This window comes from Streptomyces sp. NPDC091416, assembly GCF_044756845.1.
Taxonomy (GTDB): Bacteria; Actinomycetota; Actinomycetes; order Streptomycetales; family Streptomycetaceae; genus Streptomyces.
Window position 1 is genome coordinate 1 of record NZ_JBIVTU010000036.1, and the last position, 23,302, is coordinate 23,302.

Here is a 23,302-nt window from a genome sequence, read left to right on the forward strand (position 1 = left end):
GATCTCAACCAGGTTCCTCAGCTGTGTTGCTTTCCGCGACGCAGCTGGGGACGTTCATCCGTACACGGCTGGGGAGCAAAGGTCGTACGCCGACATGATCCTTGCAATGCTGCGAGGAGGCGGCTTGAGGTGCACCAGGCCCAGCCCTCGCGGAGACGGGCGGCATAGACGGGATACGCCGAGGCCGGGTCGGTATGGATCAGGACGGCATCCTTGCGCTCCTCGACAACCGCGTAGGCACCGGGCCACCGCCAGGCCACATCGTCGGGAAGAGGGCGGCCGAGAAGGTCGTCCAAGTCTGTGCGCGAAGCGCCGCAGGTGCCAAGGGCGATGATGCGCCGGCGCCCCGCCGTGGAGCTGACCACACGTGCGGAGACATCCTCCGTGCTCCAGGTCCTCGCGCCGACGGATACGGGCTGCGACCCGGGCGGCAGCGAGCCGGTGCCACGCGGTGTGCTGAACCCTCCGAAGATCAAGGCGTCCTCCGGTCGAAGCGGGTGAACAAGGAGGGGGCGGACGCAGGGGTGGTGCGCCCAGTCGCGGGCGCACCACCCCTGTGTGGCCGGTCAGTTGTAGGCGCGATGCTTGTCCTCGCTGCTGCCCTGGCCCTGCCCCTCGGTCAGGGTCGCGGCGTCGCCGATCTCCACAACCAGCGGTTCCTCGGCGGTGGCCAGGTCGGTGCTGAACAGCTCGTCCATCAGGTTCCCCTCTCTCTGCGGGTGTCTCGGCTGCCCAGGGGGTTGGTGCCCTGGGCAGCCACTGGACTACGTCCATGACACCGCCTGCCTGCCTGGGCCGACAGATCTGCAGTTGGGGACTTCGTGGAACTCAAAGCTGGTATCGAGTTAGGACTTTGCTGGAAGCCAAGCAGCTCAGCGGGCATCCAGGAGATCAAGGACGGCTTGGTAGTAGACCGCGTACACCTGGGGCAGTTCGGCCAGGCTGGCTCGCTCGTCAATGCCGTGCAGGCCCTCGTAGGGCACCCCAAAACCGGCAGTGGCCGGGATCCCGCCACCGTCCCCGGCCAGCAGGTTGCCAATGTTCGAAGGACCGGCAACCTTCGCCCGCACCGCCAGCCCCATCGAGTTCGCCGCAGCCATCAACGCGGCAGCGGGCTGCTCGTCGGGCCGCCGCTGGAAGGCAGGCCAGCACGCCACCGGCGTCACCACGGTGGACACGGGCCCGGGAAGCTCTGCGTCGAGCCTGGCGGCGGCCTTGCGGACCAGCGTTTCGGCGGCCTCGGGCATCGAAGCCGGGAGTCGTACGCACGTCCACGTTCAGCTCGCACCGGTCCGCGGTGACGGAGAAGCCCTCGCCGCCCCGGATAGCGGTCACGCTCAGCTTGGCCGGCAGCGGAAAGCCGGCCCCCTCGCCCGGGGCGGGAGGCAGATCTGCCTCGTCCAGCGCCTGAAACAGGCGGGCGGCGCGGGAGATCGCGCTGACCACCGTGCGGCTGGACCCGGAGTGACCGGTGAGGGAGTGCACTTTGATCACGGCCCGCCACAGTCCCCGCCCGCCGACGACGACCTCGTCCAGGCCGGGGTAGCCGATCATCACCCCGGCCGGGCGCTCGGCGCCTGGATCGGCTAGGTAGGCGCGTGCGCCGCCGAAGCCACCGGTGTGCTCGTCGACATCGAGCAGCACCGCCAGGCCACCCTTCAACCTGCCGGCATTGCGGTGCAGGTCGGCGGCGATGTAGCAGAACATGGAGGCGGCCAGTTTCGAGTCAGCCGCTCCGCGGCCCCTCAACCAATGGTCGGCCACGTCACCGATCGTGGGCGGGAACGACCACGCGCTCTCGTCTCCGAACGGCGCAGTGTCGACGCACGCGTCCAGAGCCCACCACGGGCCGGGCCGGCCGCCGGAAATCTCCACGAGCAGACCGACGAGCTGTCCCTGCTCGTCGTGCAGGCGCCGGTGTGGAAGCGAACGTCCCATCAGCCACGACTCCAGAACAGCCAGTACCGGCGCGTAGTCGTCGATCCCGCCGCGGCTCGGCCGCCGGATCAACTCCCGGGCTAGGCCAACAACCGAATCCACCTGATCAGCAGCTCGGGCCATCAGGTTGTTCCTCACGCTTCTCCTCGCCTCACCGCCCGGCCCGCCGAAGCGGCAGCGCCCGCACGGCCTCCATCGTCTCCACCGGCCGGGCCGACGCGCAGGCCTCTCGACCAGGCTGCACCAGCCCTACCGCCGCCTCGCGCCCCAGCAGGACGCCACAGTCGAACCCCTCGGCACCATGAAAGCTCGGCAGCGGCACGACAGCACTGTTCTCAGAGGCCACGAAGAAGCGTTCCATCACCGACAACGGCTCCACCAGCCCAATATGCAACGTCTTGACCCCGTTGCGGCGCTCCAACGGATCACGAAGCTCCAACAGCCGCACCATGTGCTCAGAAAGAGCCCGATGATGCGGCGGACCGTAGAGCACCCGGTAGTGCACCAAGTCGGCCTGCTCGGCCACCACCTTCTCGATAGCCGCCAGATAGGACCCCTCCCGGCTGCGACTGCCCGTCACCACGAGCTGCTCCCGCGCACCAGCCACGACGTCGACCATCGCCCCGACGAGATCGGTATACCTGGCCAGCACCCGCACGACGACATCAGTACCCGACGCCTCCAGCACACTCATGCCGTCGAGCCCGTCCTGATGAGCGAACAGGACCTCCGACGGCTGGCCGTACAACGTGCACAAGCCCGCACGGTTCCTGATCCCGGTCCGCCTGGCGGCCCGACTCCCAAGCACTGAGCAGACTCGCATCGGTTGCACCACCCGTCACCGCGTTGAGCTGCTCCACTGCCTCCTCCAACGTCAGATTGCGAGCTAAACGAGCACGCCGCAGCGCCGACTTTGCTTCGGTAGCTCCACTCGTCATGACCCCACCCCGCGCCGCAATGCTGAAGGCTCATTTCGCCGTCACTGTTCCTCGTCTTGCCAGTGAGAACCTGCCCAACGAGGACATCTTCAACTGCGAGCTTCGGAGGGACAGTTCGCAGTCTTCAATAGCCGTGGTTTGCGCCGTGCACTGGCGGGTCCTGCCGTTGCCCAAACCGACCGGCGGTCGGGTCGTGGGACCGGTCGCCCTGGCACCGGCTCGGCACGCCCACCAGATCGCGTAACCCGGCTGCGAAGGTTCCGGTGATGCTGACTGTCCGCTGTCCACAGGCGGTTCCGGGCAGGTTCTTCAGCTGTGAACATCAACATGTGGTGCATCATCCGGAACAGAAGGAAGCCCCCGTGCTGTGAGGACCACGATGCCCTTCTCCGTCTCGAGGAGCGGGCCGAGTTGGCTGCACGGTTTCCGGCCGGCTGCCGGGCACAGATGCGGTTCCTCCTGGACAGCCATACGGGCAATGTTTTGTTGGTGGCCGCGCTTTTGAACAGTCGTGCGCGTACGGTGCGCCGTCACTGCCGTGGGCGGACGCTGCCTCCGGGGCCCCGGCTGCGCCGGGCCCTGCGCCGGCGTGTTCTGGGTCTTGTGTGCCCGAGGTGCCTGTCAGATCGGGCGGCTGAAGAGGCGCGCCAGGCGGAACGGGCCGCCAGGCGCACGGCCCGGCGGAGCCCACGCGAGCAAGACGGGCCCAGCCGCTGACCTGCCCCGGGGCGGACACTGCCGTGGTTCGGTTGAAGGGTGGGGCGGGGGTGCGTCAGCAGGGTTCTTGGTTCCGTGGGGTCGGCTCCTGTCAGGGGATGTACTCCTCCATGAGCTTGCCCAGGTGCAGGATCATCGGCAGCCGGGTCGCCTTGGTGGTGTGGGCGTGGAATCGGCGCAGTGTTTGCACGTACAGCGCCAGCTGGTCCGGGTCGTCGCCGTCCTGGAGGAAGGAGGCGTGGATGTGCAGCGAGGTGGGGTTCTGGCCGTTCTTGCTGTCATTGCCCGGCCCGGACAGTTTGCTCACGCCCTTGGGTAGCTGGCTGGTGTCGGGGCGGGGGTTGATGGCCAGGTAGCCGCGATCGTTCCATCGCGCGACACCGGAGAACCGCCCCCACCCGTAGGGGAGTTCGGGAAGCGCTGCGATCGAACCTGCCGCTTCGCCATCGTTGACGGCACCGCTTGCGCCGTCGTCCGTGGCGCCGTCGGCAGCGGCGTCTGGGCGGGTACCCGTCTGGTTCTGTCTGTCATCGGCGTCCTTGAGGCCGGCGGCGGGCTCGGCCGCTTCCGGCGCCGGACCGACACCGAAGCCGTGGGGCAGCTCATTGGTGTCGTCGTTGATCCGCACAATACGTAGGCCCGGCAGGCTCGCCGGCGTGCGGGGGACGGGCACCGCGTCGGGGTCGGTGAGTGAGACCCCTGGCCACACGAGTGCGTCGGCGGTGATGTGCTGGTTGGACAGCCAGGGCCACATTCCCTTGTTGCGCAGCGTTGCGGCGCGGGCGATGAAGAGCCGGTCGTGGGTGTCGTCCTCGGCGAGGGCGCCGCGCAGGAAGCGGGTAAGTGCTTCCTGGTCGGTCCGCTTGACCTTCCCGCGGCCCTCGGTCAGGGCCGCGGGAAGCAGCTCGATAGGGATCTCCGGTTCGACGGGGTGGTTCTGGCTCGGGATCAGCTGACCGGTCGCGGTGCCGTCGGTGCGCATCCGAAGCAGCATCGGAACGAAGTGAGGTCCTGCGTGGGCCAGCCACAGTGCGGATACTTCCAGCGGCGCGGTGCCGGACAGCGGTGGGATCGTGGGGAGGCGGCCCAGTTGCCTCAGCAGGTCCAGCAGCGCAGCAGTGATGCGCTCGATGTCCTGCCTGCGTACCTCGGTGCTCTCGAAGGGGTGCAGGCCGGCGCTCTTCGCGTCCGGGTTCGGATCCCGGTTGACGGGCTTGATGATCTGGACCAGCCGGTTGCACCGGGACGGCAGAGCATACTTCAGCGGCTTCTTCGGGTCCTCCAGCCGGCCAGCCTTGTAGTAGCCGGGGCCCTCCAGCTCGATCAGGCACCCGACCGGCCGGCCGCCGGGGGGGAACGCGTCCTGCCACAGCCGCGCGCGTTCCTCGAGGGCGCCCTGGCGGGCCCGGCGGCGCTTGTCCGGGTCGCTGTCGGTGGCCCTGGGCCAGCCGCCCAGCAGCAGCCCGGGCGTGGCCAGGCGCAGCCGGACACTGAACTCCTCACCGCGGTAGCAGCTCACGAACGCGTCGTCCTGGCCGGCAGTGATGTGCTCCAGTCCCAGGATCCGGGTGAGCACGAGGTGGACGGCGTCGGCGGTGCGTGGCGTCGCGTGCCACAACTCGACCGGGTACTCGACGCCCTTCTTGGTGTCCTTCCTCGGCAGCCGCCGCGAGGGCGGCTTCACCTCCGCCGCCGGCGTGATCGGCACGAGGTGGTGCTCTTCAAGGACCGGGGCCAAGGCCTCGAAGACAGTCAGGTGATCGATCGGCTGGAAGCCGGTCCCCGTGGGGTGTCCACCGGTCTCCCGCGTCCCACCGTCGTCGCTGTCCTCGTCTTCCTTGAAGTAGTTGTAGCCGGTGCTGTGCTGCAGGAACGCCCGGGACTTGGACGCCTGCTCATCCTCTTCCTCGCTCGGCGAGGCGAAGCGAGCCGGGTCCTCGCGGACCTGATCGGGCAGCGGAAACAGCTCAGAGCTGGGGAGCCGCGACAGGATCTGGGGCAGACCGGGCTTCCACGTCCACCGCATCCCGTCCTTGACACCGGTCACGGTGACCGGGGCACGCAGCAGCGTGCCCCGCTCGCTGCCGCGCAGCACGCCGCTCGGCGCGTACAGCAGCATGGTGGCGGTGGCGGGCTCGTAGTGGCTGCGCCGGGGGATGTAGGCGGGCTGGGTGGCGGCCATGCGTGCGACGTGCGGGACCACCCGCAGCAGCAGCCTTTCGTCGTGGGGGAGTGTCACCACGTTGAAGCGCAGGTAGTGAGTGCTGTAGCCCTGCTCGCCGCTTCGTGACAGGCGGGTCGGCGGCCACAGGAACACCGACCGGTCACCGTCGGGAGAGGCCGGCCCCATGATCCATGAGGATCCCTGGTCGGTGTCGCGGCCGCCCAGCCGACGGCCTTGGTCGACCCAGCCGGCGGCAAGAAACGTCGCCAGCATCTTGTAGGCGGCCTCGCTGGGCTCGGCGGTGCCGTTGGGCCGCACACCGCGCTCGAGCAGGTCCGGCCGGGCCGGCTTCCACTGCAGATTCAGCGCCTCGCCGATGACCTCCCCCCACGGGACGTCGCCCTGGTGCGGGGCCACATGCCCGCAAACCCAGGCCTCCAGCGCGAGTGCCACCACGGTGGCATCGGCAAGCGGGCGCATCGCGCGCAGCCACGAGCCGGCGCGCAGGTCGGTGGAGACGGCCAGCAGCTGCGGCTCCAGCTCCAGCAGCAACTCCGTGAGCGCCCACGTCGGCAGACGGTCCTTGCGGCGCGCTTTCGGATTCGAGGCCCAGGCCCGCTCCAGGCGGGGCAGCAGACCGGCGGGGAACGCCGCACTGTGCAGCTCGCACGGCCACCACCCGTCCGGCTTCGCTGCGAACAGCGGGAACTGGATCCCGCTGAAGGAGATCCTCGGGCGCTTCGGTCGCTCGGTCATCGGCTCCAGTCCATGGTTTCGAAGAGGTTGCCCAGCAGGCTCCAGGTCGCACTGGCGATCTCGTACTCGAGCCGCTGCCCGGGCAGCGCGTCCGGCTCCGGCGGTTCGAGCAGGCCGCTGATCAACTGCTGGCCCGCGACCAGCACGCTGGTGCGATCGGTGTCCTCGACCCTTTCGCGCCGGTTGGCGGCCCGGGGCGCGAACGCGGCGTCGACCAGGTAGATCCGGGTCGGCACATTGCCGCGGATCGTGCGCCCGAGTGTCTGGTACAGCTGCACCATCAGGTCGCTGACGAACGCCCGCCGAAGGTCGTCGCGGGCAAGGCGGGAGAAGAACAGCGGCTGCCCCATCAAGGTCAGCCACAGGCCGCGGGCATCGGCGCGCAGCAGCTGAGCCTGCTTGCTCAGGTCCACACCCGGGGCCGTGCCGTCCACCGGGTCCAGCAGCCGTTGCATCGCGTACTGGTTGAGAACGGCGAGCGGGAACGACAGGTCGTCGGCGGGCGGGTGCAGTCTGGCGAGGTAGAACAAGGCGCCGAACGCCGCTACCCCCCGCCCGTTGAGGACGTTGTGGCCGCGCTGCAGCGATCCCTCCGGAGCGAGCATGACATCCGCGTCTGTCGCGGCGAAGCGCCCGATCCGCCGGTAGGCCAGCCCGTACCGGCCAGGGGCCTGGGAGTCAGGGGTGACGTGGCGGGCCGACAGACGGGTCCGGAGATTCATGTGCTGCGCGCACGAGGCAGCGTCCTTGCCGCTGAGCGTGACGAACGCGAGCCGCTGACGATCGGACTCCAGCCGGTCGCGGACCTGGTCGACCAGAGACCTGGAAGCTCCGGGCGCGGGGTTGCAGATCGCGTCCAGGACGTCGCGCAGCGCGTCCTGGCGCCGCTGCCGGCCACCGGCACCGGACACGAAGATCCCCTTGTGGTCGCCGGGCCGGTACTGCGGACGAAACAGCATCCGGCTCTGGCGCAGCGCCTGCGCGCACGGCTCGGGTTCGCGCAGGATCAACTGCGGAGTGATGGCCACGTGGTAGCGCGCCGAGCCGGGCATCCAACTGGTGGCAGAGGTGAGCACCACGTTGGGGCCCTCGATACCTTCGCACGCCAGCAGGTCGTGCAGGTGGTACAGCAGCCACCGGCCCACCCCGCGCAGCCAAAGGATCTCCAGCGAACCGCTGGTGCTGTCCCGGTTCGGTTTCCACTGCAGCGCCAGCATGTTGCCCATGGCCTGCTCCGGCACGAGCATCTGCAGGTCGGGCGGTGGCTGGTGCTTGAAGAAGCTGTCGGCCGCCTCCATCGGCATCTGTTTCTGGACCGCGGGCAGCAGCGAGTTGGCGCCGAAGAAACTCGTGGTGATCCGAGCGGACCAAATGCCGGCCATGAGCAGCCGCACCAGTTGCGGCAGCATCTGCTCAACCCAGCCGTCGACGTTCCCGTTCTTGTCCTTCGGCGCGTGCTCGAGCAGCCATCCCTCGGCCGCTTCCTTCGCCGTCCACTCGGTGTCGTAACCGGCCGCCATCGCAGTCAGCAGGCGCTCCAGATGACCGGGAGGAGCCTTGAACGGATCCCGCGCCAACGGCGCGAGGAACATGTCGAAGAACCGGTCCGCGGCCTCTTCCTCCTCGGCCTGGTCAGACCGCTCATGCAAGGTCATGATCCCGTGCAGGGAACGGGCCAGCCGGTTCAGCAGCGAAAAACCGCTGAACGGCCCCTCCGCAACAATCTCCGACAACAGATCCTCGACGCCCCGACCCTTGCTGCTCCCACCTTTGGTCCGGCTCTCGCCTCTCCTGTCCGGCGGAGTGACCAGCAGCGGGTACAGACCCGCCAGCGCCTGATAGTGCCGCAGCATGTACCTCTGGTAGCGGCGCACATCAGGGTGGGTCAGCGGCTGATGCCAGGCAGCATCCAGGCTGTCGTGGCAGGCGATCGCCGTGCGGGCGCTCCAGCCACCAGGGAAAGTGAGCGGCTCCTGCAGCATGAACCGCTGGTCGAAATCGCCCATCACCTTGTCGGCCTCGTCGACCAGCAACAGACCCAGTTCATGCTGGATCGCCTCGATCTGCCGCGCCCGGTAGGAGGAGCCCTCCATCCGGCTGCTCACCAGACCGGAGGATGTCATCACCCACACCTGCGCATCCGGGATCGCGCGAGCCGCGGCCTGCTGCGGACACACGTGCGTCAACGGACAGTCATGCAGCTCGCGCCTGCCCGGCAGCTTCAGCCGCCCGCGGCAGGGGAAGTCCTCCTCCCGCAACGGCGCGTCAGCGCGTCCGGCACCGGTACGCAGCGGCTCGAGCAGGCACATCGACGTGGTGAACTCCGCTGCCGGATCCAGCTCCGGGCCGGGCAGCGCGTCTCCGGCGTCCACGTCATACAACTCGTCGCGCCAGTAGCCCTCCACGTGGCGCTCGCGGGTGGTGCGTCCGATCAGGGGGACCGCGCGAATCCCCAGCGCGCGCAGGAACCGCACCTTGGCCAGCACGGCGCTGATCGACGGCATCACGTAGCCGACCCGCAGTCCGCGCCGGACACCGATGAACGCCAGCCCGTCCAGCAAGGTGCTCTTGCCTGCATTCATCAGCCCGACGGTGTGGGCGACCCCGTCGATGCTGAAGACACCCAGGCCGTCGACAAGCCGCCCGGCCGCTTCGTCGACACGCGAGAACGTCATGTCCTCAAAGCGCCGCTCGAAGTTGCGGTCACTGATCTGCGGATGTGACTCCAGGGCCTGGTCCATCTCCTTGAAAGCCTGCGCCAGATCGTCGTAGGTGACGGGGAACGGCTCCCGGACACGGCTCGCGCGAGCAACGAGCCGCGCGGTCGGCGGGGCGGCCGGGATCCAGGACGGGATCCGCAGGCTCTCGACCGCACCGTCGCGCCGTTTGAAGAAGCACTCGGCACCCGGCGGCACCGGTTCATGGGCCGGTTCGATGTCATAGGGAACCGCGTCGGTGAACGCGGCCCGGTAGATGCCTTCTCGCTGGGGAAGGTGCGGCGAGGGATACCGCTCGAAGAGGGTGGTGTTGAGGACCCGATGCCCGGGCGGGTCAGTGGTGGTGAACATCCGCAGTTCGACCGGGACTTTGTGATACTCGTTCAGCCGCTCGCGCCACTGGCCGCCGCGCGCCGCGCCGCCCATCCGAAGTCGCACCCGCCGCACGACCTCCACGCCTGCCGGACCCGGGTCGGCATAGTGGTTGAGCACCATCCACAGCGCGCCGACGGGCTGCCCGGACAGGTGCTGTTCCAGGTAGAACAAGCCGAGCTCGAGCTGGCAGAACTCCGCCGGTGACAGGTCACCCAACCGCATCTCCAGGCCGGTCTCCTGTAGATCGGTGACCAGGCCCTCGTACCACTGCGAGCCCATCCTCACCACGGTGCGCCTCCAAGAGCCCGAGCACGTGCCCTCGAAATGAAGTCATGTTCGGAGATGACGCGGACGCCGTCGCTGCGGCCCTGCATCTCCCGCTTGAGGTCGTCGACATAGTGCTTCTGCTCGAACCGGTGCCGGGGAAGGATCAAGAACCGATGCCGTGTCCGCATGCGCTGATCCCATCGGAACGAGCGCCCCAGCATCGTCGCGCTCGTGCAGTCCTTGGCATCCCCGGCCCACCACTCGGACCGATCCGGCTCATCCGGTGCGGTCGGATCGGGGAATTCCACGGCGACGTCGCAGGCGTCCATGCCCGGCCACTTGTGAAGCCGCATCCGGCCCACCGGCAGCTCCCCGAACGCATCGAACAGGCGCTTTTCCACCAAACCCGGGTCGTGCATGCAGATCCGCACACCGCGGTGCTGCACGTAGTAGCCCTCCAGTGCCCTGAGCCGCCGGATCTCCGGAGCCCCGGCGCAGCCGGGCGTCCCGCACATCTCAACGCCCTCGTGCAGGGGATTGCCGCAGTCGCTGCAGACCCGGCAGGACGCAGGCCCGCCCGTCTTGCGGTACTGGTAGGCGGCGTCAAAGAAGTCCCGCACATACAGGCGACCGTGCCGGTCCACCTCCTTGAACCGCCTCGTGAGCTCGATCAGCTCGAGGTCGGACACCACTGGGCTCTCGATCAGGAACAACCGCAACGCCACGTAGGCCTGCTGGACCTCCTCCTCCGTGCGGCCGTGCAACTCCGCCACGTTCAGCAGCTTGGCGAACGTGCGGTTCTCCGTGAGCTCCGCTTCGGCATCCGACCTGGGCGCGAGCCGGGCGGCCTCATCCGCGAACGCCGACAACTCCTCGCCGTCGATCAACAGGCTCTCTGCGTCGCTGTCGGAGACCTCCAGTCGCACAGGCCAGCCCCCCAGCGGCAGCCGGCACCAGGCGAACACTTCCATGTCGCTGACCGGCGGATTGCTTCCCTGCTCCAGCGCACGCCACCACAACCGCGTTACACCCGTGCGCCACGCCTGGGGGAGCAGGCCGGTCGTGGGCTCGGCTCCTTCACGGATGCGCTGGCGCTCCCACAGGATCCGTGCCAGGCCGGCCGCCAGCAGTTTCAACGTCATGTAGTCGTCGGCGATGTTGTTGCCGACCTCGGCCAGCCGCTCGTGGGCTGACTGGTGCACTGTCACCCGCGCACCGTACGTACATGCTTCCCAGCAGCAACGTTTCTGTCGGTCAGGGGTCACTCTTTGGAAGGGGCGAGACGCGAAGCGGCAGCCGCGAGCAGGGGCGAGTGTGGTAGCCCGCCGAGTAGCGGAGGGAGGGCACCACCCTCATCTCGCGGAATGGATCAGCGCCGAATCAGGACAGCCCCCGGCACCACACCACTCTGGTCTCCCCACTCAAGGTCTCCACGGGACCACGGGCCGGCACGCCATCACGAGAACCACGCGATACGCAGTGGCGACGCACCCTGTGGCCCTGCACGAGCCGACACCCCGCACGGGTGCAGCGGCGTCCTGCACAGCCCCATGCCCCGCTCAGACCCGCAGGGCTCCACTTCCTGCGGTACCGCCGGCCCGCCCCAGCAAGGAGCCTGCCCCGGTTTCCGCCGGCCTGCCTCCGGCGGCCGAACTGAGTGCATTGTCGCGCCCTGCCCTGACTGCCGACCGCTATCCGGTGACGGACACGGCCGGTGCATCAGCGGCCGCATCCTGCCGGGCCCTCGTCGCCGGGCAGAGGTGCAACCGAATTCCCGGGCCGCGCGGGCAAAGAGCATGCATTTACTGCACTTCGTTGCTGTCGTTGACGTAGAAGGCGAAGTAGAACAGGGAGGTGTTCAGGTCGGTTCCCTGGTGTCCGAGGATCTCGTTGTAGAACTGCACCTCGGAGATTTTTCGGCTGGCGAACTTGCGGTAGGCGACGGCGGCGTACGCCTCGCGCAGTTCTCGCGGGGTGATCGGTTGTCCGTCGGCGTCGGTGAAGGTGCGCTTGGCGACGATGCCGACCTCTTTGCCGAAGCGCTGCGAGTAGGTCTTGTTGTCCAGGGCGGGGTCGACCTCCTCGCGGATGCGGACGACGGTCTCAAGGACGAGGTCCCGCTCCGCCAGCACGGGGATGGAGTAGGCGGCGGCGGCGCGCTCGGTCTCACGGGTCTTGGTCTGCCCGCTGAACAGGACCCGCGGCGCGTCAGCGGCGTCAGGTTCGAAGCCGCCCACGCAGCCGACCTCGTAGGGGCGGCGGCCGGTCAGTGCCACGACGCCGGCGATGGCCGAGGCGTTGGACCACCGAACCTTTGCGTTGTAGCTCAGCAGAGCCACGGCCCGCTCGATGTGCTCCTGCGCGTTCAGAGGCCGCTGATTGCGGTGCCGCTCCTCGCGCTGATCCTGCTGGTGCTGGCGGTACTCCGTCACACGGGCAGCCGAGTATTTGAACTTCTCCAGGACGGAGGCGTCCTCGCCCAATTCGGCTTTGATCACGTTCCGGTAGTCAGTGATCAGGCTGCGGTTCGTGGTCGGAGCGTAAGGCTCGCCGGTATTCGGATTGATCCGCCGGTGGATTGCCGACAGCTCGGTGAGCACGGCCATCTGCACCCGCTGCTCGTCGGAGCCGGCGTCACGGATCTTGGCCACGAAGCGGTCGATCCGCTCCTTGTCAGCCGGAGTCAGCATGTGGGGCCCTTCAGGTCGTGGTCTCTTGGGGGCAGCCCGGCCCGGCGCGCATCGAGCAGGCGGCGGACCGGAAAGCCCCGCCCGTATCTTTGGGGATATCCCCCAAAGATACGGGCGGGCAAGGTGCGGCGCAACTGCGACACGCCGCGCTTGTCGGGAGATTCTGAAGATCTCAGTAGCGCAAGATTCATTTCAGTAGAGATTTCAGTAACGCACCAAAGATTTCAGTGCGGATACTGAGGGTGACTCTGCGGTTGTCGACCTGGTGCCCTCCAACTGCTGGTTCACCAACGTCCGCTCCTGCACGACCCCCAAGGGATGGGAACGGCTCCGCCGGATGATCACCCGCCGGGCCGGGGCGCGCTGCGAAGGCTGCGGCGCCACCGAGGACCGGCAGACCGAGCGGTGGTTGGAGGCACCGTGGAGTCGCCGCAGCGACACTCGCTGCCGAACACGTACTCCGGCGACCGGGTCCTCGCCCGTGAGGCCGCGGGAGAGATCGCGGCCCGGATTGCCATCGAACGAGGCATCGTCCCGCCCGCACCCACTTCCCAGAGCCCCGGTTCGTAGCCGCGGCGCCGTCGGGGCTGTACGCCCGCGGTACCCAGCCCGCGTGATCGCTACCGGCCAGGGATTGGCGGACATCCTTCACAGGCCGCAGCACGTTCCTGCGCGCCGAGCTTGGGGTCGATGCTCATGTCGGGACTTCCGCCTCATCTCCGATGAGACGGACCGGCTGCGCGTTGCCGATCCGTCTCCAACGATGCGGTGCCCGGTGTGGCGCAGGGCGTATTCCACCGTGGTTCTGCGGTCGTCCGCGGCTTGGAGGGAGGCCACAGGGCGCGGATCGACGATCCAGCCCTCGGCATCATTGGTGACCGCGAGGTTCACGTGCGGACGGCCGCTGCGGGTCTGGTGAGGGGCCCTGCCGTGGACGCTGAGAGACGTCATACCGGAGTCAACGAGCCAGTGGCTGCCGTGGAACTACACACCCGGCCGGGCGTGTCCGTGGCCGATTGATTTGCCGCCAGACCCGCCACGGGACCCATTGGACACGCCCGTGGTGGCCGTCGGTGATGAGGCGCCGGTGGCGGTGTCAGGAACGGCCGCGTACAGCGGATCGCCTGGGCTCCGCGTCCGGTCCGGGCTGCGGCACGATCCGCGGCAGGGTGGCGGGGCGCAGTGCCCAGTGCATGCGGAACTGTTCCAGGATCTTGCGGGCGCTGTGCGGGGATACGGCCATCTCCAGGCGTGCTTCGGCCAGTCGCTGGAGGTCGGCGGGTGCTTTGCCGGTGCCGGTATAGGCCTCTTTGCGTGCCGCGAAGTTACGTCGCGCGAACACTTCGAGCAGAGTGCCGATGAAGTAGAGGTAGCAGGAGAACTCCTCCCACCGCTGGGCAGGTTCGCCGACGGGACCGGTGCCCTCGGAGCGGAGAGGGTGCACCGCGTGTGCCAGGTGCAGGATGCGCTGCTCGAGTTCGGGGTTGGCCCGGCTGGAGTCGGCCTCGCGGATCAGGGCGATCAGGGTGTGCAGGTCGTGCACGGTCTGCGCGGTGGCGGCGGAGTCGTCGTGGCGGGCCAGTAGCGCGCGAAACCCGGCCAGGGCCTGTGCGGCCTCCTCCCACAGCACTTCACGGGCGAGCGCCGCCAATCCGGGCTGCTGGGTGCGCCGGTGGGTCTCTGTCACCTTGCGGGTGTAGCGGATAAGGTCGCGCGGGAGCCCGCCGGACAGCGCGTGGACGAGTGCGACGAAGGGATCAGTGAATCCCGGAACCCGTATCTGCAGCAGCGCTCCGGACTCCTCCAGAGTGCGAGCCTCGATGACCAGGACGTCCTCCAGCGAGCTGTCGGTGACGTCGCGGGTGGGCAGCCCGCGGCGGATGAAGGCCGACCCGATGTCCTCCGAGACCGACAGCACGAAGTACACGCGCGGTACGTCGAAGATGGCCTTGATCTCGGCGAGGAACGCGCGTGCTTGCTCGCTCGAGCCCAGCCGGTCGAGCTCGTCGATGCCGACGAAGACCTTCCAGTTGTCCTGGCGCTCCATGGCGCTGATGCGGGACAGCAGACTTCGGAACTCCCACACCAGCTCCGGGTAGGTGAATGTGCGGGAACTGCTGCCGCTGGTGCGGCCGAATCCCAGGGTGAGCGCACGGGCCGACGCGCCGAGCGAGGCCGAGGTGCCGACGGACTGGATGTGCTGCAGCAGATTCAGGTAGTTGTGGCAGTCGTGCACCAGGCGCCGCACAGGCCGGCCGGTGAGCCAGCTCCTCGGATTGGCCCACCACAGCAACAGCACCCCTACCGCGAGCAGTACCAGTCGGGAGATCGCGGGATGCTCCTGCCATGCGGTCAGCGTCCACTCCCGTAGACCCACCGCCCACCCTGCGGCGGCGGGGTGAGCGGAGTGGTAGATGGCATCGACGAGATCGCGGACTTCCCTCTGGATCGCCAGGAAGACCAGGCCGAGCCCGGCCAGGAGCTGGGCCCACCGGCGGGCAGAGTAGTACAGGCGCCGGGGGCCTTGTGCTGCACGGGCCCGCGAGCGGAACAGAAACGGGGTACGCGGACGGCGGCCGTACAGGGCGAGGTAGTCCCGGCACACCGACTGGAACAGGGAGAGCAGGAACTCCTCGGGGCGGTAGTTGGCCGGCGTCTGGACGATGGTGTGGAAATGCGGTTCGGGCAACAGGAGGAGCCGGCCCTGGCAGGCCTTCTTCAGCAAAGTGCTCTTGCCGACGCCCCGAGGGCCGCAGATCGCGATCGCGCCCCCGCTCATCTGGTCGAGCTTGCGCTGCAGCGTGGCCTCGACCTGTGTCGATATCCAGTACCGGGCGTTGCTGGCGTCGATGAGACCGTCATGGCTGCGGGCCACCAGCAGTGACTCGTGATCAGGCCCGAGCAGCGCTGTCATCTCACGCCGCATGATCGGGTCCATTGTCTTCTTCAGCTTGACGAGCGCCCACCAGCCCAGCCGCACCTCGGCGTCGGCCGCGTAGAGGGCCCACAGCACGCCGTACACGGCGGTCTGCATCTGTTCGACGAAGTTGCTCCGGTTGTCCGCGTCCCTGAACTCCTTGACGCCGCAGTAGCCGATAGGCCAGACAAGGACCATGACACCCGCCCACCAGGGCATTCCGACCACTGCATCAGCCAGCCAGTAGACGAGCGCCACCAGGAACGCGAGGGACAGGAAGAGCGTGGCGCGGCATCGCTCCCGGGACTCGATGAAACGTTGACGCAAGGAGTCGACGCGGGCCGCCCTCCGGCGCAACTCGAAGTAGGAGGGATCGGCCCGCAGCACTTCGGAGATGATCCGGGGCTGGTCGAAAGCCTGCCGCAAGTGCTCGTCTGTGACCTGCGGACGGTCTAGGCCCAGATACGCCCGGATCTCTGGGTGCTCGATTGACGCCGCCACGGCACGCTCGTACCAGGGTCGGATCCGCCGGGGCTCCAGGTGCCAGATTCCGCTCGGCATCCATGCCTCCCTCTGCGCAGCGAACGCATCCTGCGGCCCCGAGAACGACGGGAAACCGTAAGGGACTGACACCTGACGCCTCGTACGGAACCACTGGACCGAGGCAGCATCGTAGGAGGCATCGTGCTCAACAGGGCCCGGCACGCGCAAAGTTGACGCAATTTCGCTGGTGGCAGCTGGCGGTCGAGACATTTCATGGAATGCGACCCATCAAGATCCGGTGGCGGACACGGTCGGCGCACGAGGAGCAACTGCACCAAGGAGAGGGCAACGTGACCGGGCGGAACATGGCATACCTGCGCAGATACGAGGTGGAAAAGCTCCTCCACCTGGAAAAAGGCGAGCTGGACCGTCTGCTGGAGGAAGACGAAGACTTCCCTGAAGGGTCCCGGGAGCATCATGACCTGTTCGACCAGGCACGCGGCAAGGAGCGCCCCGTGACGTGGGACGGCGGCTCGGTCTATGCCTGGGCTGCCCGCTCCAGCCGGTTTCGTGAGCGAGGAGCCGTGCTGCTTGATCCGTCCCTGGACACACGGTCCGTCGCTCCCGGCAAGTGGCTCGGATTCCAGCCCACCTCACAGGGCCCGGCCATGGATTGGGAAACAAACCTCGGTGTCGTGCGTATCGTCCACACCACTCGTCACGGCGCAGCCTGTGCCATGGCCGAAGAACTGGCCGAGGACCCCGGCGCCCAGGGCGTCATCACCGTATGCGCCCTGTACGGCGATATCGGATTCTCAGGACCGGCCCTGATCGCGGCCGACACCGCACAGCCGTCTCTGGAGTACGAAACCCAGTGGGGCCTTCTCACCCGGCTCGTCGGCCAGCCGCTGCCCTGGTGGCCCCGCGCGCTGCGACGCTCCGACGTGATCAGCCAATGGTCGCCGGGCGCACCCGTCACCCTCGCCGAAGTCCTGCCCGACGAGAAGGAGACCACCCTGCGGCAGGCAGCCACTGTCCGATGGCCCAACGACGCTGCCGAAACGGCACTCCTGGACCTGGCCAACTCCATGCGCAATCAGCACATCGACAGCCTCGCCAGCGAGATACGCATCTTCGGCGAGCACGGTGGACATCCCCACGGCGACCCACTCCTCATCGCCGCCCGCCACCGCACCGACGGATATCCCTTGCCCCGCGCAGGTGACCGTGACGTGCTTGCCGCAGGCTGGCACACCATCGCCTCCAGCCAACTCTTCGAAGCCTACGAACCGATGCAGATCGGCATGTACTACGCCACCGATCTCCTGCCGTACGGCCCGCGCACCGAAGTACGCACCCGAGGCCGCGCCACCCGCCGCTGGGGGCAGCAACTCACGCCGTGCACCCCCACCGCCGTGCACGCCGTCCTTGCCGACGACGCCCAGGACGTGACCTTCTACACCGACCCCACCACCGGCATCCCCGCCGTCCGCAAGGGATCCTCCCGCGACGTCTCCTGGGTCTACCTGGCCCCACTGCGGCTACCGAACCAAGGCGCCCAGCTCGAGTCCGTGATCCTGGAAGACACCGTGTGGATACAGACCACCGACGGCCGGATCCACCCCGGGCCGTGCACCCCCGGGGATCATCTGTGGTGGGGCCCCGGCGGAGGGGACCGGCCCACGGAAGCCGCCTGGGTCATCTCCCAGCTCATGGACGACATCAGTACGCACGTGAGCCTGACCGACCACTGGCACCACGCCCCCGCCGGCCTGACGAAGCTGCTCAACCAAATCCGGGAGTACGGTACGGAGCTCCCACGGGCCGCACTCGAGCACGCCCGGACGCAACAGGCCGACGACACCCCATAGCCGACGGCCCACGCCGCCTCACAAGAGAGCACAGACGGCGGGAACACTGCCGTAGATCGTCGCGAGGAGCATCTCGCTACGGGAGGGTCCGACTGCACAGCCCCAGGACAAGCGAGAGGCATACGCGGCGGGCCTGGAGCAGAGGCTGATGCGATAATTGAGGGCACAGAGAACAAGCTGATCAAAAGGGGTTGCTGTGGCCGCGTACGAACTGGCGAACCGGCTTGTCATCGGCATCGCCTCCAGCGCGCTGTTCGACCTCGCCCAGTCGGACGCCGCGTTCCGGGAACAGGGCGAGGAAGGCTACCGCGCCTACCAGGCAGAGCACCTCGAGAACACGCTGCGCCCCGGTGTCGCGTTCCCGTTCATCCGCCGACTGCTCTCGCTGAACGACCTGAACGAAGAAGACGACCCCCTCGTCGAGGTCATAGTCCTGTCCCGGAACGACCCCGACACCGGACTTCGCGTCATGCGGTCGATACAGACACACGGCCTGCAGATAAGCCGCGCCATCTTCATGCAAGGCCGCTCGCCCTACCAGTTCATGCCAGCCCTCAACATGTCCCTGTTCCTGTCGGCGAACGCCGGCGACGTACGCGAGGCCGTCTCCCAGGGACTGCCAGCAGGACACGTCCTGGGCGAGCCCTACGAGGACGACACCAGCGACCGCGACCTGCGCATCTCCTTCGACTTCGACGGCGTCCTTGCCACCGACGAGTCGGAACAGGTGTACAAGACCGGAGGCATCGAGGGGTTCCGCGCCCACGAGGTACTGAACGCCGCGGTGCCACACGACGCGGGACCACTCAAAGACTTCCTCGCCAGCATCAACCGAATCCAGCAGCGGGAAGAAGAAGAGCGGCAGAAGGACACCGACTACCGGATCCGCCTCCACGTATCACTCGTCACCGCACGCAACGCCCCCGCACACGAACGGGCAGTGATGAGCCTGAAGAACTGGGGAGTGACAGTCAACGACGCCTTCTTCCTCGGAGGCATCGACAAAGGCGAGATCATGAAGGTCCTCAAGCCGCACATCTTCTTCGACGACCAGGAAAGCCACCTGGCCAGCACCTCGCGGACCACCCCCAGCGTCCACGTCCCCTTCGGCAAGCTCAACGAGCAAAGCGCTCCCGAGGACCTGACGAACTCCTGACACCACACGCGTAGCCAGAACACGGGGTGCCGCCTCACCCGAGCAGCGCCGCTGAGGGAACGCGACTTGGCTGCACGGCGTGCAAGAAGCCGAAGCCACGACGAGCCGGCCCCGACCGAGGCAGGACACCACGGCTCCTTCGATCGGCAGGCCCGCAACCAGGCACCTCACACAGGCGCCCACAGTCCACGGACAGCGACTCCGCGAAGGCTGACGGTGGCACCGGGACGGGTGCTACGTTGTGCCGCAGGGGAGTGGCACAGCGCATCACACCAGACCAAACAGCCCAAGAGCCAATGTCCTGGTGCGGTCCGTCACAGGGGTGGAACTCGCGCCGCTCGGACAAGCACGATCAGTAGTGGGGAACGTGGCACGAGCAAGGTCGCACTCGGCGGCAGGGCAGATGACCGGATATCTCTACCAGTGCGAGCTTGCCCTGCTCGAGCTCGCCCGCCGCAGCTGGCACGACCCGACCGCCGAGGTCCGCATGGAACTCCTCGACGACATCGAGTTCCTCGACCAGGACAAGACCCCGCGAGAACTCCTGCAGGCCAAGCACCGAGAAGCCGCCGGCCCGCTGAGCGAGACCGGGAAAGACTTCTGGCGTTCGGTCGGATCCTGGATCGACGCCCTCAAAAAGCTCTCAGAACCCTCAGGCGCCGCCATGCCCATCCTGCGCCTCGTCTCGACCCAGACCGCACCACCGGACACCTTCTTCCACCACCTCAGCGTCGGCCCGGACAGAGACGAAACCAAGGCGCTGCAGCGCATGGAACAGGCCGCCGACGACGAAGAAGGACCCGACACCACCGCCAAAGACCGCCGACTGTTCATGAGCCTTACCCCGGCCCGGCGCCAAGAGCTCGTCAGCGCCATCACCGTCAACGGCGGCGCCCCGCTGATGTCAGACCTCGACCCTAGTCTGGCCAAGGAACTGGGGATCACACCGAGCGACCACGCTCAGGACGCCCTCGAAGAGATCAAAGGGTGGTGGTACGGCGTGGCGGTCAAACTCCTCGAACGCAAGAACCCTCAGCGCAGACGCACCTCCGCCAGCGCCCAGGAACTCATGTGCCGCCGCGACGAGGTCACCGGCCGCTACACCGGCAAACATCTGCCAATCACCGAAACCCTGCGCAACCTCACCGAGGCCGAGATCGCCGGCTACAGCGACCGCTTGGTCGTCACCCAGATGAGATGGATCGGCCTGCCCGACAACGAAGTCGCGATGCACCTGCGCGACTACCACCTCGCACGGGCACAGCGCTCCGAATGGCTACGCACCTTCAAAATCACCCCGGAACGGCTCGAAGAATACGAAGGCGAACTGCACTACGAGTGGGAGACAGCCTTCCGCCGCCGCACCCGCCGCATCCCGGCCGACACGAGCGAAGAAGCACGCCAGGACATCGGACAGGAAATCCTGGACGCCACCATGGACCGCGTCGCCGATACCCCGCTGCGCCCTGGCACCGTCACCGCACCCTGGGTCGGTAAAGGAAGCACCCACGGCCTGTCCGACCAGGCCGACACCGCCACGCCCCAGCGGCAACTCGGCTGGCACCCCGACTACCAAAACCGCTGCAAGAGCCCCGACGAAGCGCAGGAACAGTGACCACCGACTCCCACCGCAACATGTCGGAGGCACAGGCCCTGTTCAACCCCGCCTTCGGCGCCTACCTCCTGGCCAGCGCCGTCAACGCCGCCACAAAAAGAGCGCAGCAACCCCTGCCCTGGCCCAGCGCATTCCTGATCCTGCCCCTCGCCCTGCCCACAGACACACGAGAATCCCTCCCGACCAAGTCCACCGTCACACTCACCGCCTGGGCCAACAACCACCCGCGCCTCCAAGCCGCATTCGCCGAACGCGCCGCAGCACTCACCACCTACACCCGCACCAGCCTGCGCACCGCCATGCGCCACCACGCCATAGACGTCACTCCAGCCGGACTGATCTGCCCCCGCGCCCCCAAGCCCCCGTCCGCCGCCCCGGGCGAGGAAGTCGCCGACTGCGCCCGCGCAGCTGCACTCGTCGGCCGCTGGCTTGCCGTGACCGACCCCACCCGAGCCTTCACCACCCTCGGCGTCCGACCCTGACCCACCCCTACAAAGGAGCCCCAGAACCGTCATGCAGCTGCTCGCCCTGGCCCTCTACCACCGAGACGGCAGGAAACCCCCAAGGGTCCTGCGGTTCCGCCCCGGGGCGCTCAACATCCTCACCGGAGAGTCCGAAACCGGTAAGTCCGAAGTCCTCACCATCGTCGACTACTGCCTCGGACGCCGCGCCCCCAACCTGCCAGACGACCTGATCGACCAGACCGTCGGCTGGTACGCCCTCCTGGTCACCTTCGCAGACCACTCGCGCATGGTCCTGGCCCGGCCCCGCCCGACCGGAGCCTCCACCCAGAACGCCTTCATCCGCACCGGCGACACCACGCTCGACATCCCACGGCCCGACGAACTTGTCACCAACTCCAACGCCGCGGTCCTGCGCAGCGAACTCAGCGCCCGCCTGGGGATCGAGGACTTCCACTTCCAGCCACCCACCGGCGCCGCCCGCAGCGCCTTCGACGTCTCCATCGCCCAAGCGGCCCTGCTCTGCTTCCAGAACCAGAACGAGATCGCCGACCAGACGGCGCTGTTCCACCGCCAGACCGAGTCCGGCATGGCACAGGCCCTCAAGGACACCCTGCCGTACTTCCTCGGAGCAGCCGGCCCCGAACAAGCACTACGCCGCCACCGTCTCGGCGAAGCCCAGCGAGCCCAGCGCGCAGCACAACGGAAACTCGAAGACGCCCTGCGCCACCGGCAGGCCATGGACACAAACGGCCTAGCCCTCGTACGCCTCGCGGAGGCAGAAGGCCTCCTCACTGACGTTCCCGCAGCCCCCGAGAACGCACAGGTATTCGACCTTCTCCAGCAGGCCCTGACCACCTCACCCCAGACCGCGGCCCCACTCAACATGGGCGACCGGCGCCACGAACTCAACGACGAACGCCGCATCCTGCGCGAACAGCTCCAGGACTTCGACGAGGCACTGGCCGCAGTCGACCGCTGGCAGCAGCAAGGCCGCGCGTTCACCGGCGAACTCCACCTCCAGCTCGACCGCCTCAAAACACTTCACCTCCTCGGCCCTGAACGCCAGCACGACACCAGCGTGTGCCCCATGTGCACCCAGCCCCTGCCACACCCCGACCCCACCGCGCAGGACATCTCCCAACTGACCGACCACCTCGCGCAAGAACTTGCCCAGGCACAGACGCTCCAGCCCGTCCGCGAAGAACACCGATTCGCTCTGCAGACCGAACGCGCCGCCGTGGCCGAACACCTCAGACTGAATGGCACCCAGCTCAGAGAACTCCTCGCCAGCGACGAACGCATGAGCCGCCTGCAGGAACACAACCTGCGGGTCGCTCACATCCAGGGCCGGATCTCCGAAGCACTCACCCGCACAGGAACAAACGACGACATCACCCGACTGCGCCACAACCTCGCCCTCGCCGAAGAACACGCGACCACGCTCGAACAGCTCGTCGACGAAGACGACGTAGCAGCCGAGACCGAGCGCCGCCTTGCCGACATCGCCATCGGCATGACCGCCTGGGCCAAACGGCTCAACCTCGGAGGCGCAGCAGCCGCCACCGAAGTGGCCATCAGCCTCAAGCTCCTCAACGTCGTCCTCAGGCGACCCTCCGGACGACTGCCCCTCACACGCATCGGCAGCGCCAAGAACCACATCGGCTACCACCTGGTCGCCCACCTCGCCCTGCACACCTACCTGCAACGCAACAACCGACCCGTCCCCGGGTTCCTCATGCTCGACCAGCCCACCCAGGCCTTCTTCCCGGAAAAGCCCCGCGACGCCTCCACCATCGAAGACGCCGACTGGACAACCGTCACCGCCTACTTCCAACTCCTCAACGACGTCGTCCAGCTCAACAACGGAGCGTTCCAGATCATCGTCTGCGACCACGCGAACCTGCCCGAAGACTGGTTCCAGGAAGCCGTGATCGGCAACTGGCGTCCAGACGCCGAAGGCAATCGCACCGCGCTGATTCCATTGGAGTGGCTCGACTGAGGCTGCCAGCACACCCGATCCCGGCGTACCGGGACACAGAGTCAAGCCAGGCCCACGCAAGCAGCGGAAAGCAGTCTGAGCTTGGCGTTTAACCACGCTGCTGTTTCAGGCGGACGTGTTCGGTGAGGGTTTCGACGCGCTTCACGGTCTTCCCGGGCTCATAGTGGGGTGCTGGCCTGCGGTTTTGTGAGCCGGGTGGGCGTCCGGGGCCTGGCCGAGAGGGTTTTGGCACGGC

14 protein-coding genes are annotated in these 23,302 nt (G+C 67.7%); 6 read left to right on the forward strand and 8 right to left on the reverse strand.

Annotated features, from left to right (window positions below):
• Positions 1-566: 566 nt before the first annotated feature.
• From ACIQMX_RS41735 to ACIQMX_RS41765, 7 genes are all read right to left on the reverse strand, one after another.
• Positions 567-698, reverse strand: coding sequence for an albusnodin family lasso peptide (locus ACIQMX_RS41735; protein WP_402486766.1), 132 nt, complete (start codon positions 696-698; stop codon positions 567-569).
• Between the two features lie 256 nt (positions 699-954).
• Positions 955-2,076, reverse strand: coding sequence for a M20 family metallopeptidase (locus ACIQMX_RS41740; RefSeq protein WP_402486769.1), 1,122 nt, complete (start codon positions 2,074-2,076; stop codon positions 955-957).
• Positions 2,077-2,089: 13 nt separating this feature from the next.
• The gene (locus ACIQMX_RS41745; RefSeq protein WP_402486770.1) at positions 2,090-2,695 is read right to left on the reverse strand and encodes an XRE family transcriptional regulator; all 606 of its coding nucleotides are present in this window, start codon (positions 2,693-2,695) and stop codon (positions 2,090-2,092) included.
• Between the two features lie 989 nt (positions 2,696-3,684).
• Positions 3,685-6,513 carry a pPIWI_RE module domain-containing protein gene (locus tag ACIQMX_RS41750; protein ID WP_402486773.1) on the reverse strand — a complete coding sequence of 943 codons (2,829 nt, stop codon included), beginning with the start codon at positions 6,511-6,513 and terminating at the stop codon, positions 3,685-3,687.
• Positions 6,510-9,884, reverse strand: coding sequence for a hypothetical protein (locus tag ACIQMX_RS41755; RefSeq protein WP_402486776.1), 3,375 nt, complete (start codon positions 9,882-9,884; stop codon positions 6,510-6,512). The genes ACIQMX_RS41750 and ACIQMX_RS41755 overlap by 4 nt, the downstream gene beginning before the upstream one ends.
• 2 nt (positions 9,885-9,886) lie before the next feature.
• Complete coding sequence (locus ACIQMX_RS41760) at positions 9,887-11,080, reverse strand: hypothetical protein (protein ID WP_402486779.1); 1,194 nt, start codon at positions 11,078-11,080, stop codon at positions 9,887-9,889.
• A 594-nt stretch (positions 11,081-11,674) separates the two neighbouring features.
• Positions 11,675-12,562: a protelomerase family protein gene (locus tag ACIQMX_RS41765; protein WP_402486781.1), complete on the reverse strand. Its 888-nt coding sequence runs from the start codon at positions 12,560-12,562 to the stop codon at positions 11,675-11,677.
• Between the two features lie 420 nt (positions 12,563-12,982).
• Between ACIQMX_RS41765 and ACIQMX_RS41770 the strand changes: the two genes are divergently transcribed.
• Positions 12,983-13,132, forward strand: coding sequence for a hypothetical protein (locus ACIQMX_RS41770; protein WP_402486783.1), 150 nt, complete (start codon positions 12,983-12,985; stop codon positions 13,130-13,132).
• 526 nt (positions 13,133-13,658) lie between these two features.
• On the opposite strand, the gene ACIQMX_RS41775 is transcribed toward ACIQMX_RS41770, so the two are convergent.
• Positions 13,659-16,040, reverse strand: a complete 2,382-nt coding sequence (locus tag ACIQMX_RS41775) for a hypothetical protein (RefSeq protein ID WP_402486786.1) — start codon at positions 16,038-16,040, stop codon at positions 13,659-13,661.
• A gap of 200 nt (positions 16,041-16,240) precedes the next feature.
• On the opposite strand from ACIQMX_RS41775, the gene ACIQMX_RS41780 reads away from it, so the two are divergent.
• From ACIQMX_RS41780 to ACIQMX_RS41800, 5 genes are all read left to right on the forward strand, one after another.
• Positions 16,241-17,833: a hypothetical protein gene (locus ACIQMX_RS41780; protein WP_402486787.1), complete on the forward strand. Its 1,593-nt coding sequence runs from the start codon at positions 16,241-16,243 to the stop codon at positions 17,831-17,833.
• A gap of 196 nt (positions 17,834-18,029) precedes the next feature.
• Positions 18,030-18,989 (forward strand): 5'-nucleotidase, encoded by a 960-nt coding sequence (locus tag ACIQMX_RS41785; RefSeq protein WP_402486790.1) that lies wholly within the window; start codon positions 18,030-18,032, stop codon positions 18,987-18,989.
• A gap of 403 nt (positions 18,990-19,392) precedes the next feature.
• Complete coding sequence (locus ACIQMX_RS41790; RefSeq protein WP_402486792.1) at positions 19,393-20,604, forward strand: ABC-three component system protein; 1,212 nt, start codon at positions 19,393-19,395, stop codon at positions 20,602-20,604.
• Positions 20,601-21,086, forward strand: a complete 486-nt coding sequence (locus tag ACIQMX_RS41795; protein WP_402486794.1) for a three component ABC system middle component — start codon at positions 20,601-20,603, stop codon at positions 21,084-21,086. Before ACIQMX_RS41790 ends, ACIQMX_RS41795 begins: the two co-directional genes overlap by 4 nt.
• Positions 21,087-21,117: 31 nt before the next feature.
• The gene (locus ACIQMX_RS41800) at positions 21,118-23,067 is read left to right on the forward strand and encodes a DUF3732 domain-containing protein (RefSeq protein ID WP_402486797.1); all 1,950 of its coding nucleotides are present in this window, start codon (positions 21,118-21,120) and stop codon (positions 23,065-23,067) included.
• Positions 23,068-23,302: the final 235 nt, after the last annotated feature.

What these genes read in the sequence shown, in the direction of transcription:
- ACIQMX_RS41800 (WP_402486797.1), top strand. Translation starts at nt 21,118, where the DNA reads ATGCAGCTGCTCGCCCTGGCCCTCTACCACCGAGACGGCAGGAAACCC.
- ACIQMX_RS41755 (WP_402486776.1), bottom strand. Translation starts at nt 9,884, where the DNA reads ATGGGCTCGCAGTGGTACGAGGGCCTGGTCACCGATCTACAGGAGACC.
- ACIQMX_RS41780 (WP_402486787.1), top strand. Translation starts at nt 16,241, where the DNA reads ATGCGACCCATCAAGATCCGGTGGCGGACACGGTCGGCGCACGAGGAG.
- ACIQMX_RS41765 (WP_402486781.1), bottom strand. Translation starts at nt 12,562, where the DNA reads ATGCTGACTCCGGCTGACAAGGAGCGGATCGACCGCTTCGTGGCCAAG.
- ACIQMX_RS41790 (WP_402486792.1), top strand. Translation starts at nt 19,393, where the DNA reads ATGACCGGATATCTCTACCAGTGCGAGCTTGCCCTGCTCGAGCTCGCC.
- ACIQMX_RS41750 (WP_402486773.1), bottom strand. Translation starts at nt 6,513, where the DNA reads ATGACCGAGCGACCGAAGCGCCCGAGGATCTCCTTCAGCGGGATCCAG.
- ACIQMX_RS41735 (WP_402486766.1), bottom strand. Translation starts at nt 698, where the DNA reads ATGGACGAGCTGTTCAGCACCGACCTGGCCACCGCCGAGGAACCGCTG.
- ACIQMX_RS41775 (WP_402486786.1), bottom strand. Translation starts at nt 16,040, where the DNA reads ATGCCGAGCGGAATCTGGCACCTGGAGCCCCGGCGGATCCGACCCTGG.